The 16400-nt window shown below is 42.3% G+C and carries 14 protein-coding genes; 6 read left to right on the forward strand and 8 right to left on the reverse strand.

All coding sequences use genetic code 11. The features are described from left to right. The first annotated feature begins 120 nt into the window (after positions 1–120). The 5 genes from GPLA_RS16285 to GPLA_RS16300 all read left to right on the forward strand — a co-directional run bounded on the left by GPLA_RS16285 (position 121) and on the right by GPLA_RS16300 (position 6741). Positions 121–1530, forward strand: a complete 1410-nt coding sequence (locus GPLA_RS16285; protein ID WP_007106052.1) for a tyrosine-type recombinase/integrase — start codon at positions 121–123, stop codon at positions 1528–1530. Positions 1531–1534: 4 nt separating this feature from the next. Beyond that, a complete protein-coding gene (locus GPLA_RS16290) occupies positions 1535–4000 on the forward strand; it encodes a hypothetical protein (protein ID WP_007106053.1) in 2466 nt (821 codons plus the stop codon). Between the two features lie 11 nt (positions 4001–4011). Then, positions 4012–4209, forward strand: coding sequence for a hypothetical protein (locus GPLA_RS24080; RefSeq protein WP_226993136.1), 198 nt, complete (start codon positions 4012–4014; stop codon positions 4207–4209). 136 nt (positions 4210–4345) lie between these two features. After that, positions 4346–6202, forward strand: a complete 1857-nt coding sequence (locus GPLA_RS16295) for an integrase (protein ID WP_226993137.1) — start codon at positions 4346–4348, stop codon at positions 6200–6202. 2 nt (positions 6203–6204) lie between these two features. Next, on the forward strand, positions 6205–6741 hold the full coding sequence (locus GPLA_RS16300; protein WP_007106054.1) for a hypothetical protein: 537 nt from the start codon (positions 6205–6207) through the stop codon (positions 6739–6741). A 100-nt stretch (positions 6742–6841) separates the two neighbouring features. Here the strand turns inward: GPLA_RS16300 and GPLA_RS16305 are convergent, their stop codons facing one another. From GPLA_RS16305 to GPLA_RS16340, 8 genes are all read right to left on the reverse strand, one after another. Next, entirely contained in the window at positions 6842–7189 is a 348-nt protein-coding gene (locus GPLA_RS16305; protein ID WP_007106055.1) for a P-II family nitrogen regulator, read from the reverse strand. A 92-nt stretch (positions 7190–7281) separates the two neighbouring features. Continuing rightward, positions 7282–10422, reverse strand: a complete 3141-nt coding sequence (locus tag GPLA_RS16310; RefSeq protein ID WP_007106056.1) for an efflux RND transporter permease subunit — start codon at positions 10420–10422, stop codon at positions 7282–7284. 89 nt (positions 10423–10511) lie between these two features. Further along, entirely contained in the window at positions 10512–11468 is a 957-nt protein-coding gene (locus tag GPLA_RS16315) for an efflux RND transporter periplasmic adaptor subunit (RefSeq protein ID WP_007106057.1), read from the reverse strand. 11 nt (positions 11469–11479) lie between these two features. Further along, entirely contained in the window at positions 11480–12817 is a 1338-nt protein-coding gene (locus GPLA_RS16320; protein ID WP_007106058.1) for a TolC family protein, read from the reverse strand. An 86-nt stretch (positions 12818–12903) separates the two neighbouring features. Beyond that, complete coding sequence (locus GPLA_RS16325) at positions 12904–13308, reverse strand: hypothetical protein (RefSeq protein ID WP_008301849.1); 405 nt, start codon at positions 13306–13308, stop codon at positions 12904–12906. Positions 13309–13386: 78 nt separating this feature from the next. Next, positions 13387–14277, reverse strand: a complete 891-nt coding sequence (locus GPLA_RS16330) for a cation diffusion facilitator family transporter (protein WP_007106060.1) — start codon at positions 14275–14277, stop codon at positions 13387–13389. Then, the gene (locus GPLA_RS16335) at positions 14270–14629 is read right to left on the reverse strand and encodes a DUF3703 domain-containing protein (RefSeq protein ID WP_007106061.1); all 360 of its coding nucleotides are present in this window, start codon (positions 14627–14629) and stop codon (positions 14270–14272) included. Before GPLA_RS16335 ends, GPLA_RS16330 begins: the two co-directional genes overlap by 8 nt. Before the next feature lie 2 nt (positions 14630–14631). Continuing rightward, a complete protein-coding gene (locus tag GPLA_RS16340; protein ID WP_007106062.1) occupies positions 14632–15261 on the reverse strand; it encodes a cation transporter in 630 nt (209 codons plus the stop codon). 80 nt (positions 15262–15341) lie between these two features. Between GPLA_RS16340 and GPLA_RS16345 the strand changes: the two genes are divergently transcribed. Next, positions 15342–15731: a Cd(II)/Pb(II)-responsive transcriptional regulator gene (locus GPLA_RS16345; RefSeq protein ID WP_007106063.1), complete on the forward strand. Its 390-nt coding sequence runs from the start codon at positions 15342–15344 to the stop codon at positions 15729–15731. Positions 15732–16400: the final 669 nt, after the last annotated feature.

The following is a 16400-nucleotide window of genomic DNA, read 5'->3' on the forward strand; positions in this document are numbered from 1 at the left end:
CTTACGGTTGGGAATTTATTTAGACGCGAAATGTTGCCTAGATTTTTAAAATAAAATTAGACAAAAAAGGAAAGGTGAGCTTACTTTAGTTCCATAAATAACAAATAATTAGGTGTTAATGTGATTGAGCAGGATATGTCGTTTCCAGATGATTACGGTGTTGACTACTGTATTATGCGGATCAGCACAGATAAATATCCCTCATATATCAGCAGGCCAGACCCTGACAGTGGCGAGATCATCCATGAAGTTAAAGACAATTCAAAACCATTTTCTCATAAGCTTACAATTTTAATAGACCCACACGGCATTAACGTGATGCCAGTTAACCTATATCTTCAGTCTTTGCTGAAAGACCCAGACATATCCTCCGATAAGACAATTCAATCCCATGCAGTTGCATTACTGAGCTTCTATCGCTGGTTGAATACTGAAATACCCGAACATAATCACAAAAGAACGGGCAAACTGGTTGAAGAAAAACACAAATTAACAATCTATGACTGCACCGAAAAGGTAGAAGAAAGTCCAATCATTAGATATCGAGATTATTTGCTAGAGAATGTTTATACCGAGGATGAAAGTGGGAAAATTGGCGGCTCTCCAAGTACAGCGTCGAACTATGTATTAAAAGTGGTTAATTACTTCATCTTCCTTCATAGCCAACGAATTATTTCAATCAGCAAAACCTTTCGACCATTTGAGTTTAAGACAAAGACGGTTCGCATAAGCAACAAAGGGAATAGAGCACAACATGAAGTGCTCTCACATCTCAACCGCTATCAAGGCAAGAATATTACCGTATACACCACAGGTCTCACTAAGCCATTTAATAACATAAACAAACCTCAAGGTGCTGATATCCGTGAACTTACCCCACTTCGTGAAGATGAAAAACAGGCACTTTATAAATATCTCGATGTTGAAAATTCGTCTGACACCAAAGCCCTGATGCTGTATTTACAAGCAGAGACAGGATTGAGGTTGGAGGAATTAATAACGTTCCCTGTCTCTGTCGTGGACGAGCCAAAAGCAAAAGTAGTTAATGTACAAATTGGCGAGGTTATTAACGGCTGCTTAACCAAGTTCAAAAAAAACAGAACGATTGAAATTCCAGCCAAGGTTATGGAGCTTTTGTATGAGTACAGGTTAAGCAAAGAGAGAAAGAAGGCTATTGAAAAAGGATTACTTCGACACAACCACTTATTCGTTAAATCGAATGGTAATATATATGCTCCAAACACCATTCAAAAGTATGTGGAAACTATACGCAATGATTTGGTACTTAGTGGATATGATATTTATTTTGCTTCTCATGATTTACGTGCAACTTTCGCAACTGACTGGCTGTACTGTAAACACATGGAAACAGGTAAGCCGTTCGAGGCTTTGATGCAGGAGTTAGCTGATTTGATGGGACATGAAGGCACCTCTACTACCCAAAAATACGTTAACTACATGAATGATAACAAGACATGGTTGGATTTCGCTCAGCGTAAAAATCAATTCGCACAACAATCGTTGAGGTAATCACATGGCAAAAAGTCGATTAGCAGCATCGAGAAATCAAAACAAGCCACTCGCAAAGCCGAAGGCTAACAATGTCTCTTTATTAGACCTACCCGTTGAACTGTGGCCTAGAGGGGCGACGAACAAAAGAAAATACAATTTTCTTAATTGGTGTCATGAGCAGTGTGATCCCAAAAAAGTATTAGCAAAGCCTTCTCGATTGAAAAAAATGCAAAAACTAAAAGAGTGGGTTGAACTAGAGCAAAAAAATGAAATCAATGCTTGGTCTATAGTGGTTAGATTAGATGCATTAAAGGCTTATATTTCCTTTTGCGATTTTAATAAGCTCGACCCTTTTAGCCGTGCTGGATACCTTGCTTACGCTGGCAATTCGGGTGAAATGTGGCGTTTAGTTAATATGGCTAATGAGCCAAAAAAATACCGGTTTCAGTGTCGTAATGGTGAAGAGCTGGGGTTGTTGGAACTCTCTGCTCTTACCAAAAAGATGAATCTCGATTCATTGCTTCCAGTGCTTGATTTTGATGTGTCAGATATGCAAGCCACGCTCAAAAACTTTAGAGATGGCTCAGCAGGTAGAACCACACGACCTTATACATCAAGCGAATGGTATGCGCTAATTCGCCACACTCAGCTTTTCTTTTTTTCTGTGGCGACTCAACTTATTGCGTTTAAAGAAGAAAACCCCGAAGCGCCACCTCCTCAAACCTTAGAAAACGTAGTGATTGGGAGAAAAGGTGAACGTGACATCAAAATTGCACTGGGGTTCAAAAATGGATCAGATTCAGATGGTGCAGCAAGTCCTTTTAATCAATGCATGGGGGCAGCTTACACTTTATTTGCCTATTACACTGCATTTAACGATACAGTGATCAGAGAGGTTCGCCACCCCATTAAAGTAGTTACATCGAAGGCAGAAAGTCGTACATCGAAAGTCGCTCAAGTTCGTGCTTACAAAGGTCGTGCTTCAAAAGATGTAAAAGCGTTGTTTTCAGGCTCAGAAGAAAGCTTTCATCCCGAAGCGAGAAATAATGAGGCCGGCTTTGTTGTTGCCGACATCAAAAAGCGGGACGCAATCGGAGAGGCAGACGGTATTACCTTTCTCCAAACCCTCGAACTCCTCTCGAAAGTCTACAGCGAAGACGCTTATGACACCCTAATTTATTTCCTCAATAGCGAAGGTAAAAACAACAAGGTATCCATAGCAGAATCTTTGCCCCTGTTATCTTCGAATCTAAATTTGCTTTCTGAAAGCAGAATTGAGCTAACAGATCATTTAGTGAAAACCTACACTGAAATTGTTAAAGATGAAAAGATGACCACTTTTAACAAAATTAGACGAGATGATGGTGCATTCGTCATAGAAAAAAAAGTCACCGCTCTTAATAATTCATCTATATCAAAAAGAGCTATGCCCATTGCATACACAGCTCTCTCATGCATGACGAATGTTTCATTAAGAAACGCACTGATACCACTTAACTATTCAGAGAAAGATCCCGATGGAGCGATCACAGTTTCTTTTAAGTACGTCGATGGCGCTGAAGGTGAGTTTAATGTTGCGGCCAAATATAAACCCTTTCTTCAACTGATTGAACGTTATGCTGCGACCAGAAACCCTCCACCTCACAAAATTGCAAAATTTGGTTGCGGTAGTTCATCAACCAAGCCGTCTTTCTTACTCCCCTTGGGAGCTAAGTCTGCTACTTACCAGTGGTCGGAAGGTCATATGCCGATTAGAAAACTTCTATTGAGTTGGTGCGGAATTAGCCACGGTGATTACTTTATAAATATTAACTCTAGACGAATTCGCGCTACCCACTCTAACTTAGAATATAAAGCAGAAGATAAAGGGTGGACTGCACGAAAAATTTTGCAGCATAACATTGAAACAACTGAGAAAAACTACCCCAACGGCCACCCTATCTCAAACAACAAGCAAATGTCACAAGGGATGATGGGGTTAGTCCACATAGCACAGGGCAAGACCCGAAATGAGGCAATAGAATCGGTTAAAAAAGAACTAAACATTCCCGTCTTAGAATACGACACATGGAAGCAACGCAACGCCCCTACAAACCCAAATGGAATTAGCTGCGACGGTGATATTGATTTGGTGTCAGAAAAAGATTGGCATTATGCTGCACGCAAGTTTGCAGAAAAAAATGGAATTATCAAAGAGGGGCAGGATATTACCTGCTATCAATACGATCTTTGCGTCTTTTGCAAAAGTGCCAAACTAGTTGATGATCCCTACACTATTTATAAATTACTGAGCTTCCTCGATGCGTTGAATGAGGCTATTGATCATTATCCAGAACGCGCTTCGGTCATTCAGTTAAAGATAAACCGATTCCATACACACCTTGATAACTTCCCTTTTGAAACCACAGAGCAAGCCGTGAGTTTACTTGAAGAAAAAGGACGTTATCCACTTTTCAACTCGTTATCTTCCATTGCCCAATTTCTATAAGGACTATATCTATGCTGTTTTTTGAACAACCACAAGATATGGATTCAACCATAAACACCATGCGTTCTATTGATGATAAAGACGATTATTTGCAACAGATTCTTCTCCCTGCCCTATTGCTAGGCGATTGGGAAGAGTTAGACAGAATGGTAGTCTATCAAGATAAAAAAAAGAAGCATACTGTTTGGGGAGGATATATGGGCGTTTAGAGAGTCTGATTATAAAGAGAAAGGGATCACGAACTTAGATTTTAACATCAAGTTAGAACAAGCCAAGAATGTCACTGCACTTCATCAAAACGAGCGCCACACGCTTAATCAAATGAAGTGCGCAGCATTAGCTGACATGTGGTTTTCTACTAAACACTTAGAGCTGACATCAATCAATAATAAAAAAAATTCACTTCGAAACGATATTGCTCAATTTATCAAGCGCGGCATCACATCATTTGAGGAATTGAATCAAGAGCATCTAGAAACTTTGGTTGAAGAAGGTTGGTATGACATTTCCAAAAGCTATTGTTTTATAGGGTTGAATGCTCTTGTCCATTTGCAAGGACTACTGCCTTTCAAGGTTAATTTTTCGCATCAAACTCACACAATGTATAACGTAAGGCCCGATGAACAAAAGGGAAAATTGGTGATTCCCCCTCGAATCTATTATGCGGCACTAACTGGATACAGTGAAGATATCGTAAAAGCCTACGGATTAAGAGATGAAATCGAACAAGCGGTAGAGCTAATGATTTCCCTTTATAACGATGAAATAAAAAATCAAATTTTGAAGATCAGAAGCGGCTGTAGCTACAAGCCTATTGGAGATTACAAAAAATTATGGAAGCGATTTACCCAAGCGCTCGACAGCGAGGGGGTTGCCTTAGTAGATAAAGGCGAAGATCCGCGATGGATGCAAATATTCATATCTATTCAACCACGCTTTCATTCAAAAAGCCTTACGCCTATGTCCTTCAAAGTTCACATCGGTAACACTTGCTATAACTGGGCTGACTTTAGAAGGTACTTGAAGCGTTTGAATACAAAAGCCTTATGGCTTTGCTTGGCGTTGTCAGGAATGCGCGTAGACGAGCTATACAAAATGAGTCCTGTTTACGGCGCACAAAAAATAACTTTCGATAAAGACGGCTTTGAGTCCGAAATTAGCAAGGAAACCATTTACTTCCTAACTACGCGCCAATCAAAAATTACACTCAGTAGTCAAACCAAAAACGACACGTTTGTTACCACTGAAGCGGGTTGGAAAGCCTTCTATGTGATAAATGCTATCAATACACCTTATCGCAACAGATTTGCAGAAAATAGTAACTTTCGACTGTTAGCAAACATTAAAGATATTGCTTATTGCAATCGTATTGGAAAGAGCGGGGTGCATCACATGATTGGAATAGGGTTTAACAATGATAAATTTGATTTTACACTTACAGCAGAAGATATAGGCTATTTACAGGCCTCCGATCCAAACCAAACAACTTTTAAGCGGGGTGATATATTTCACTTTGCACCACACCAGACACGACGCAGCCTTGCATACTACCTAATTGGCTATGAGTTGTGTTCTTTCCCTGCCTTGAAACAACAGTTCTCGCATTTATCGATGGCAATGACACGATGGTATGCACGCAACGCCCATTCATTTGAAAAGCTTTATAGCGAAATAAGAAAAGAGCGTTTCACTCAGCAGGCTGAGATTTTTGCTCGCATATATCAAAAAATGGCGAATGGTGAGCGTATCGCAGGCGGCAAAGGCCAAGCAGCATTGACTGAAATTAGTCGTGAAGGTGAAAGTTATTTTGAAAATGGAGTAAGCAAACGTAAGTTATCGATTGACTACTGGATAGATCGGTTGAGCCATGGTAAAGAACATTTGCATGCCGTTGCTCCAGGGATGTATTGCACCAACACTCAATGCTCAATGCGTATCAATATTGATTTAAGTGAGTGTGTAGACTGCGAATATGACTTTATTGAAAATGCTGTGTATGCCGAATCTTCCCGTATGGACGCAATGAGAAACATTGAGTTTTTAAAAGAGAACCATGAATTGAACTCTAGTTCTGCAACGAAATACTTCATGCAGGTAAAAGCTGCCGAAACGATCATGGATGACTTAGAGTTTGAGCATGAAAAGTACGAATTTGCAGATGATGTATTAAGTTTAGTTATCGAAACAACATTGGTGGCGTAAGCATGATAGACGCAGCGGAATTAAACACGACAGAAAAACAGCTAAGAGACGCATTAGAACGACTTGTTGCGCAAAATCCTACTAACATAGGGCTGAGGCAAAAGCTTAAAGCCAATAAGCTTAAATTAGTTGTTTCTAATGTTGAGAAAGAAGCGGGATTAGCGAATGGAGCTGCCAAGCGCTATCCAAAAACGAAAGCTCTAATCGAAAGTGCTGAAGCGAATCGTATTCATGGTGCAAGCAATGTGTCCGATACAGTGATTCGCCCCCACCCCCTCTATCTAAAAGCGAAAGAAGACTTAGCAAAAGCTCAAAAGGAAATCAAAAAACTCAATAGCGAGCTTGGGAAAAAAGAAGAAAAGCTTAAAGATTACAAAAGGCGCTTAAAATCTCTAGCTGTGAAAATGCATCAAATGACCGCTGCAATGTGGAGACACATACCAGAAGAAAACAGGCATGTTGAGATAATGATCGATGCGGAAGAAACAGGCTCAAAAAGCAGCGTTTTAAAATTTAAAAAGCGTGAGAAACTAGATTAGTATTGTATTTTTCTGATGAGGAGCACCGCATTAGTTTCAATACGATACCCAACAATCACGTGCAGACCGTTTTTGAATGTGTCATACGATACAAAACTGTTTATCCACCAATTGGTAAAGCTTGGTCGATTGGGCTGACATAAACCCAACCCGAAACATTCGGTCCGATACGACCTGCTTTGCGAATAATAGTCGTAATTTCATCAACTTGAATATCTTCACAGACTAAAGAAATTCTCACTTCGGAAATTATCATCCCCGCTTCGGTGGAATAATTTTGCTCGTCTTCACTCAATGCTCTCAACGTACCTTTTACATCGATGAGTGTGATATTTTTGTAACCCGCATCACTCAGTGCTTCGACAACAGCTGCCGAGCGAACATGGTGAATGAAGGCTTTGATTTGTTTTAATACTTTTTCTGAATTGTTCTTTTTGCTTTGATTCATATTATTTTCTCCAACATATTTATTGCTCATTTCGTTCAAGTATAAAGCTGCCACAGGGCTCAACGAGCCCTGTGGCAATCTACTTAGTAATGTTAAGACGCCATCGCATCACCTTTTTCGGCGATAACCCGTGGTTTACGATATGCCATTCGATAAAGTCCGGGTAATACCAACAAAGTTAATAACGTTGAAGATATTATGCCGCCAATCACTACGGTGGCTAATGGCCGTTGGACTTCAGCACCGGTGCTGGTATTGAGCGCCATGGGTAAAAAACCCAGAGCCGCTACCAGTGCAACCATTAAGATGGGCCTTAGTCTCAACATGGCACCTTCATGGATCGAATGATGGATATCCTTGCCATCTTTTAATCCATCACGAAAGGCAGAAACCATCATGACGCCGGTTAATACCGACACCCCACACAGGGTGATAAAGCCTACGCCGGCCGTAATAGAAAGTGGAATATCACGCAACCACAAGGCAATCACGCCGCCAGTCAATGCCAATGGCACGCCGCTAAACACCAGTGCTGCATCTTTGGCTGAACCAAACGTCATCATTAATAGCGCGAAAATCATCACCAGAGTGACAGGCACGAGAAGCGTTAGTCGTTCTGTCGCTGATTGAAGCTGTTCGAAAGTACCGCCATAACTTAACCAGTATCCTGGCGGCAAGGTCACTTGTTGTTCAACGATTTGTTGCACTTCAGTAACAAAACCGCCTAAGTCACGACCACGCACATTGGCACTGACCACCAAACGCCGTTTGCCGTTTTCACGGGAAATCTGGTTGGGACCGGGCGCAAGTTTGAGGGTTGCCACTTCACCTATCGGCACATAACCGCCATTAGGCAGAGGAATAGGTAGTCGCTCTAATGCCGTTAAGTCACTGCGTATTTCTTCCGCTAGTCTGACTACAATCGCAAACCGGCGGTCTCCTTCAAATACCAGTCCGGCTTCTTGGCCGCCAGTGGCGGTGGACAGTACATCCTGCACATCGGACACATTGAGGCCGTAGCGATACAACGCAGAACGATTGGTCTCGACCGACAGTATGGGTAGCCCGGAAACCTGTTCGACTTTGACTCCTTCGGCACCTTCAATGGTGTTGAGTACCGCCGCAATTTCACCGCCAGATTTGAGTAATTGCTGTAAATCATCACCAAAGATCTTAATGCCTAAATCAGAGCGCACACCAGAAATAAGTTCATTAAAACGAAGCTGGATAGGTTGACTGATTTCATAGGCATTACCCGGCGCTAAGGCCAGTTTTTGCTGAATATCCTCTAGCAATTGCAACTTGGTTTTTTCAGGATTTGGCCAGTCTTTACGCGCTTTTAACATGACATAACCATCTGAAATATTCGGCCCCATTGGGTCGCTCGCTACTTCGGCGGTGCCCACACGGGAAAAGTAAGTTTTGACTTCCGGTACTTGTAAAACCAAACGTTCGAGTTTGAATTGCATATCCAACGACTGGGTTAAACTGGTACCTGGAATACGCAAAACTTGGATTGCTACATCCCCCTCATCCAAATTTGGGATAAACTCCGTGCCCATACGGGTCGTCAGCCAGCCTGAAAAAAGGACGAAAGCAACTGCGGCCCCTAATACGGGCAGACGAAGTTTTAACGCCCCCGCCAATACAGGTTCATATACGCGTTTAGCACTGCGCACAATGACATTATCTTTTTCCTGAATATGACCGGTTAACAACAGTGCTACCGCGGCAGGTACAAAGGTCAGCGATAAGATCAAAGCTGATATCAAGGCCATGATCACCGTCATTGCCATTGGGGTGAACATTTTCCCTTCTACGCCGGTAAGGGCAAGAATGGGTAAGTTAACCAAAATAACCACCAGGACACTGATCAGGCTGGGCGTGAATACTTCTTTTGTGGCTGAAAATACGGTCTGAAAACGCTCTTCAAGTTTTAATATACGCCCCAGATGGTGTTGCCGCCCTGCCAGACGTAAAATACAGTTTTCCACAATAATCACCGCACCATCGACTATTAGTCCAAAATCGAGGGCACCCAAACTCATCAGATTCGCACTCACTTTGGTTTCGACCATGCCCGTCATCAACATCAGCATCGACAATGGGATCACCGTGGCGGTCAATAGCGCCGCACGAACGTTACCGAGCATCACTAATAATACAAACACTACTAAAACAGCCCCTTCGAGCAAATTGGTCTGCACGGTGGAAATCGTTTTATCCACCAGAACCGTACGATTATATACCGGCTCAGCGACGACACCTTTGGGTAAAGTTTTATTAATTTCCACGAGTTTGGCCGATACCGCCTCAGACACGGCACGACTGTTGCCGCCCAGTAACATAACGGCCGTACCAAGAACCGTTTCCTCACCGTTTAGTGTTGCGGCACCGGTACGCAATTGTTTGCCAAAAGCAACCTCTGCTACTTGTGCAACAATTACCGGAACCCCATCTCGATGGGCCACAATGATCTTTTCAATATCCGCAATATCAGCCACTTGTCCGGGGGCACGGATCAAATACTGCTCGCCATTTTTTTCAATATAACCCGCACCGACGTTTGCATTGTTTTTCTGCATGGCCTTTACCAGATCATCGAAACTTAACTCGAAGGCTAATAGCTGCGCGGGATCCGGGGTGATGTGAAATTGTTTTTCAAATCCACCTATAGTGTTTATTTCAGTGACTCCCGGCACTAAACGCAACTGCGGACGGATCACCCAATCTTGCAGGGTACGTAATGCCGTCGCATCATAAGGTTCACCGTTTTCTTGCCTCGCATCTTTTTCTGCATGTACCGCATAGTGAAATATTTCACCCAGTCCCGTAGCGACAGGCCCCATGACAGGCTCAATACCATCGGGCATTTCACTTTTTGCTTGTTGCAGGCGCTCGTTAATAATATTGCGCGCAAAGTAAATATCCGTGCCTTTGTCAAAAACTACTGTGACTTGTGACAAGGCATAACGTGACAACGAACGCGTCTCTTTAACATAGGGCAAGCCGGTAATGGCAAGTTCCACTAAATAGGTGATCCGTTGTTCAACTTCAAGGGGGGAATAGCCAGGTGCCTCGGTGTTGATCTGTACTTGAACGTTAGTAATATCGGGTACTGCATCAATGGGTAATTTTTGATAGTTCCAGACACCCAGTGCCGCAATAATCACCACCAGAAACATAACCAGCCAGCGCCGCGTTATGGAAAACTGTATTAATTTATCAATCATGGAAATTTCCTTTTATGAACTCGCAGCAGCAGGAAAATCCGAGTTCGTGGCAAGAATGGCAGTAGCCTGTGATCTGGTTGTTATCAATATTAATGACCATGCTCTGCATCCCCCTTACCGAGTTCTGACTTAAGGATAAAGCTATTTTTAGTGACGTAAGTTTCGCCATTTTTTAAACCTGTTAACACTTCGATATACTCACCATCGGTGCGGCCTAACATGACCTTTCGAAGCTCGAATCCTTCCTCACCCTTAACAAATACGACATTGTGTTCGTCGACTACCTGTACCGCTTCACTGCTGATCGCCACAGGTACCTGGGTTTCTGAGAGCGTTAATTCAGCTGTAATGAAATGTCCTGGCACCAGCATATTTTTAGGGTTTTCAAGCAGGACACGTGCCTTGGTGGTTTGGTTGGTGCTGTTACCAAAAGGTGTAATGTAAATGACTTTGCCTTCTCCGCTTACATCAGCAGCACTGCACTTAATCCGGGCTTGTTGTCCAATTTTCACCTTGGCCACGTCATTGGGGAAAACGGATAAATCCACCCAAACAGTGGAAAAATCAGCGACTTTAAATAATGTACTGCCGTTTGTTTGTTCCCCCACATTGGCATGACGTTCAGTTACTACACCTGCAATGGATGATGTGATTGCGTAATTTTTCAGACTGTCGTTACTTTCAACTTTCGCTAAAACGTCACCTTTTGAAACGGCATCACCAATTTGTTTGCTAACCGCGGTAATGACGCCTGCAAAACGCGCGCCGACAGACTGCATATGCTCCGTATTGGCCACTACCTGGCCGTAAAGCGGTAATGTTTCTCGAATACTAGCGGAACTGACTTTAGCCATACCTATGCCGGCAATTTTGATTTGCTGGGGCGTCAGTTCAATATGACCTTCTTCTTGTTCTTCTTTTTGACTATGTTCTTCGCTACCGTGAGCATTGGAATCGGTTTGCGCTGAACTAACCGATGTAAAAAATACCGTAGAGCAAAAAATGATGCTGACGAAGGATGTTTTAATAAAATACAGTGGATTCATACGGCTAGTCCTTAAAAATTCGTAGTTGATCTTTTGGGATCAGGATATTGTGAGGCAGGTAATGGCTCAGCGGTCAGCTGTTCGATATCCGCACCATAAGTCAGTGCCGCAGCGGCTGATTCAATCAGCGTTTGTCTTGCTATAAGCAATTCGTGTCTTGCGCTGACGTATTCAAGATAGCTGTAACGCCCGCGCTCGTAAGCTTGCTGGGTTTCACTTAGCGCTTCTTCAAGTGCCGGGATGATCTCATTTTGCAGTTTTTGTGCACTAATGATGGCCTGTTGCCGATTACTAAAAGCACGAAATAATTGGGTGTGCATGTTGAGTAAGGCAACTTCTTTTTGAACGAACACTTCATTGCGAGACGCTAAAGCAGCACTAACAGCGCCTGAGTTTCGTTTGGAAGAAAACAGCGGCATGCTAAAACCCGCTGTGATGGCGGTGTCATTCATTTCCTGAAACTGTCTTACCCCAACCGACCAGTTAATATCACTGGTGGATTCGGTTTTAGCCAGACGTACTTCGGCATCTTTAAGTCTCTCTTGTGTGGCAAACACCTGGATAGCAGGGTTTTTTTCTATTTTGGCGTAAAGCACTTCGAAATCAACGTCTTGGCCAAAGTTAAATAAATCACCAGAAACGGAGGTAAAAGAAGGAGAGGTTTCGCCCCATAGCGCTGCTAACGCAACTTTCAGATAGCGTAGTTGTTGCTGCCCAGATAAGAGTGCTAGCTGTGATTGCGCCTCAGCAGCTTGCGCGCGTTTGACTTCTGCTTCTGGCGTCGAGCCCGCTTTAGTGCGTTTTTTGACCACTCGTAACGTCATTTCGGCTAGTTCAGCGGCTTGGGTAGCCAAAATAACCCGCTGCTGTGCAGCGAGTATTTCAATATAACGCCGAGTGACTTCTCCGAGTAATTCGAGTGATTCAATTTGTCGCTGTGCTTGCAGATGTGAGCGACTTTGGGAATATAGTCCTGCCCGAGCCTCCCGCTTACCGCCCATTTCAATTGTTGACGAAAGTGACACTGTCAGCTCTGCACTACCGATACCATTGAATCCTCCCGTGCCGGCAAAATTTTCGGTAGCCACGCCTAATTCATAGGCCGGTTTTAAATTGGCCGTTTGAAGTTGCCCTTGCAGGGCGACGTCACGCAAAGAAAAAACTTTTAGCGATGGGTTTTCCGCTAATGAAAATCGAATTGCATCGCTAAGTGTTAACAATTTCTCTGGAGTAGCAGCGTTAACTGCTGACGAGCCTAGCAAAAATAATAAACTGAATAAGAAGCGACGATTTTTATACGCGCATCTCTTCCTGGTGCTTGTAAAAAGCACCTTGTATTTTTGAAACATGTATTTGATACCCTAATATTTAAGACCAATAAAGAATAATCAGCGCAGCAACGGCTACGACGACCAACATTAATTTAAAATTTTAATTAGGATTGAGTTTTGGGAGGACGATAAAGTGATGAAGGTTGGGTAGATTTGTTTGAGTCTAGGTAAATACTATTGATAGAACGGGTGATTGAAGGTGTTGATTGTAGCTGGCTGGTACCTAGATAACTCAAGTGAGTGCCATTGCAATGACCACAATGGTGGCAATCAGCGGGATTGTGAGACGTATCGGTAAAAGTTGAATTATCGGTGTTAGTAGGCAAATCAGCGTTTTGCTGGACCTGCATCGTTTTGCCAGTGATATTGTCGTGCGAATTTAGCTCATGCACTTCACTAAGATGCTCAGAGTCAATTGAGTGAAAATTCAATGAATTTGCGACAGCAGAAAATGACTGAAATAAAATCAGCATAACCAGAAGATAACTTGTCGCTTTTATACTTATCATTTACTTTGATCTACTCTCATCGGAGTTAATGTTAACAGGTTATAGAACTCAGTCCAATAGACTGTAATATAAAGTGTTTCAGAGAGTAGTTTGTTCATCTCGGCAATCCTCATTGGCAAACTCAATCTCTATAGTAGTATGCACGAAATCGAACTCATCAAGGCCATGGCGTAGTTCATCTTTCAAAGTTTTCAATTGAGATACGGTAACATCCAGTTTCAACTCCACATGTGCTGTCATAACACTATGTTCACCGTCTAACGACCAGATATGGAAATGATGAATATTTGACACGTCATCATTCGACATTAAAACCTTGCGAACCGCCTCCATCTGTTTGGCGTCGGGCGTCGCTTGTAGAAATAATAATACTGTCTCTTTTAGATTCCTGATGACATTGAACATAATGAATAACGTGAATCCAATTGAAAGAATGGGATCTAAAATCGCCCAAGGTTTGAACATTAATACTATCGACACGATAAGCACGGCCACCCAGCCTAATACGTCCTCCATCAGGTGCCAGTTTAGTACCCGCTCATTTAAGGAACTGCCTCCGCTGAGTTTATAGGCAGCAAAACCGTTTACCAAAATGCCAAAAATAGAGAGTAAAAACATTCCTTCCACTTGTGGCATCTCTGGTGCACTTAGTCTCGGAATGGCCTCAAACAAGATCCATATGGATCCAGTCGTTAATACTAATCCGTTGATCAATGCGCCTAAAAGCGAGAATCGTTTAAAGCCATACGAGAATGTATTGTTTGCTTCTTTATCGCTGAGCTTATTCAATCCCCACGCGGTGCCAATGGACAAGCTATCACCCAAGTCATGTACCGCATCAGCCATAATGGCAGTGCTATTAGTTAACCAGCCACCAATAAACTCAATGATAGTGAAGACGACATTTAAGAAAAATGCCCAGCCAATACGTTTTGACGCACTGTTATCGCTATGACTGTGATTATGCATGGTTGATCTTATCCAAAATAGCTTGGTTTGCAGCACTTATAGGAAGTCGTTTGAACGGGCTGATGTTGGTGCCGCCTGTGTTGCCTTTAGGTACGAGGCCGATGGTTGTTTTGGTTACAGCCCCAATTATTCTTATTACTTGCCCAAAAACGGCTTGCCAATCTTTATTTTCAAGACCATGTCGCAACATTTTATAATGGATTAAGCAGTGATAATAAGTAGAGTGCTGTCCGATAACGTGTGCATCCTCCAGTGTAGCAAATGCCTCTCGTTCATTGTGATTTGACTGTGCATCTAGGTAAACCACCAGTTTGGCATCAATGTGCGGCTTAATAGATTGGTTGTATTTCATGGTTACTCTCCTACTTTATTTTTTGCCAGCTCATTTTTTTGTAACTCCTGTTTGGCGTCTTTTATGATCACGCAAGCTCCACGTAAGACAACAACCGCTACAATACCGCCAATAACCAGATCGGGTATTCGGCTATCAAGCCACAGCACAAGAATACCGGCAGTAATTACACCCAAATTAGCTATGACATCATTGGCAGAAAAAATCCAGCTGGCTCGCATGTGCACTTCATCGCTTTTATGATTGCGAATAATCAACAAACAAACGACGTTTGCAATTAGGGCAATGAACCCCATTCCTATCATTAATGATGACACAGGCTCACTACCAAATAGCATTCTTCTGGTAATATCAATGAGAATGATCATGCCCAGCATTAGCTGAAAGTAACCACTAATTTGCGCAGCATTGGCTTTGTGCAGTAAAGATTTACCCACAGCGTATATACCTATGCCGTAAACGATCGCGTCTGCTAACATATCTAAGGAGTCTGCTATCAGTGCAGTGGAATCAGCAAACAAGCCCACGCTCATCTCGACAAAAAACATCGTGAAATTGATACCCAGCAGCCAATATAAAACACGTTTTTGTGAAGCATTTTTTATTTCTACTTCGCAGCCACAACCACTCATTTTTTCAGTCTATTCCAGATAATCTACACACAGTGTAAACTCTATACCTAGTATAGAGTCAACATTGGAGTGGCAAGTTTATGAAAATAGGTGAGTTGTCTAAAAAAAGCGGATGTTCTATTCAGACAGTCCGTTTTTATGAAAAACAGCATTTGTTCAAGGCCTGTAACCGCACTGAAGGCAACTACAGGATTTACGATGCCTCATCATTGAGTACACTGCGATTCATTAAACAATGCCGCTCTCTAGGATTGACCATAATAGAAATTAAACAATTGTTGGACACAAAAATGAACCCAGATAGAAGCTGTACCAGTGTGAATAATTTAATCCACCAACATATGACTGACGTCACAAAACGAATAGAAGAACTTAATGAGTTGAAACAGACCTTAACTGACATGGCGTTGGCGTGCTCTGACAACCGGAAAGTCAAAGAATGTGGCGTCTTGCAGATGCTTGAAAAGTAATATTTACAGCGACTAAAAGTTTGATTTTAAAATTGTGTGCGATTCGTTTCTATAAACATGGATTATTGCTAAGAAGGTCGAGGCTAGCCGAAGTAGAGCCGCAAATTGTATATTTTATTTGCCTAAATTAAAGTGCTTGGCCCTATTACAATCATTTATGTTATTTGGCTTATTTTTGGAAAGCCTCTAACTTTGTCACCTATGTTTTGCCTTCTCAATTCGGTAGAGCAACCAATACACTGCAACAACTGAGCCTCTCCTTCTGGTACAAACCAATCACTATTACGCCATGCTTCGAACGTCGGCTTACTCAGTAAACTTACCGTACAAGGTGTCGTTGCTGACTGGCGGTTGATCTGAAGATTAACAGTTTGTCGTCCACACTCAAACCTAAGGTAGCTCCGCTAAGCTAGGACAGCGAGGTCTACATGGAAAGAAGGCAGAGTTTCAAAGAACTATGTTTGATTTGTTCCTGACCATCTGAGCCACCTTTCCAACTAACGCTAATAAAGCAAAAAATATTAGACGGACTAAAGGGTAACCTGTAAATTTTAGACAGAGAGGAAGATAGTTAATTTTTTTGAAATGTTAGACAGTTACAAGCCTTTCCCCTACTGGCTTACAACTGCACTCCTCTATTTATTTTACGTATTCTTTCCCAACTGTATG

The sequence above is a fragment of the Paraglaciecola polaris LMG 21857 genome, assembly GCF_000315055.1.
In the GTDB taxonomy this organism is placed as follows: Bacteria; Pseudomonadota; Gammaproteobacteria; order Enterobacterales; family Alteromonadaceae; genus Paraglaciecola; species Paraglaciecola polaris.

Bases quoted from the DNA above. Each gene is read 5' to 3' on its own strand.
- GPLA_RS16290 (WP_007106053.1), top strand. From the start codon at position 1,535: ATGGCAAAAAGTCGATTAGCAGCATCGAGAAATCAAAACAAGCCACTC.
- GPLA_RS24080 (WP_226993136.1), top strand. From the start codon at position 4,012: ATGCTGTTTTTTGAACAACCACAAGATATGGATTCAACCATAAACACC.
- GPLA_RS16295 (WP_226993137.1), top strand. From the start codon at position 4,346: ATGTGGTTTTCTACTAAACACTTAGAGCTGACATCAATCAATAATAAA.
- GPLA_RS16300 (WP_007106054.1), top strand. From the start codon at position 6,205: ATGATAGACGCAGCGGAATTAAACACGACAGAAAAACAGCTAAGAGAC.
- GPLA_RS16305 (WP_007106055.1), bottom strand. From the start codon at position 7,189: ATGAATCAAAGCAAAAAGAACAATTCAGAAAAAGTATTAAAACAAATC.
- GPLA_RS16310 (WP_007106056.1), bottom strand. From the start codon at position 10,422: ATGATTGATAAATTAATACAGTTTTCCATAACGCGGCGCTGGCTGGTT.
- GPLA_RS16315 (WP_007106057.1), bottom strand. From the start codon at position 11,468: ATGAATCCACTGTATTTTATTAAAACATCCTTCGTCAGCATCATTTTT.
- GPLA_RS16320 (WP_007106058.1), bottom strand. From the start codon at position 12,817: ATGTTTCAAAAATACAAGGTGCTTTTTACAAGCACCAGGAAGAGATGC.
- GPLA_RS16325 (WP_008301849.1), bottom strand. From the start codon at position 13,308: ATGATAAGTATAAAAGCGACAAGTTATCTTCTGGTTATGCTGATTTTA.
- GPLA_RS16330 (WP_007106060.1), bottom strand. From the start codon at position 14,277: ATGCATAATCACAGTCATAGCGATAACAGTGCGTCAAAACGTATTGGC.
- GPLA_RS16335 (WP_007106061.1), bottom strand. From the start codon at position 14,629: ATGAAATACAACCAATCTATTAAGCCGCACATTGATGCCAAACTGGTG.
- GPLA_RS16340 (WP_007106062.1), bottom strand. From the start codon at position 15,261: ATGAGTGGTTGTGGCTGCGAAGTAGAAATAAAAAATGCTTCACAAAAA.
- GPLA_RS16345 (WP_007106063.1), top strand. From the start codon at position 15,342: ATGAAAATAGGTGAGTTGTCTAAAAAAAGCGGATGTTCTATTCAGACA.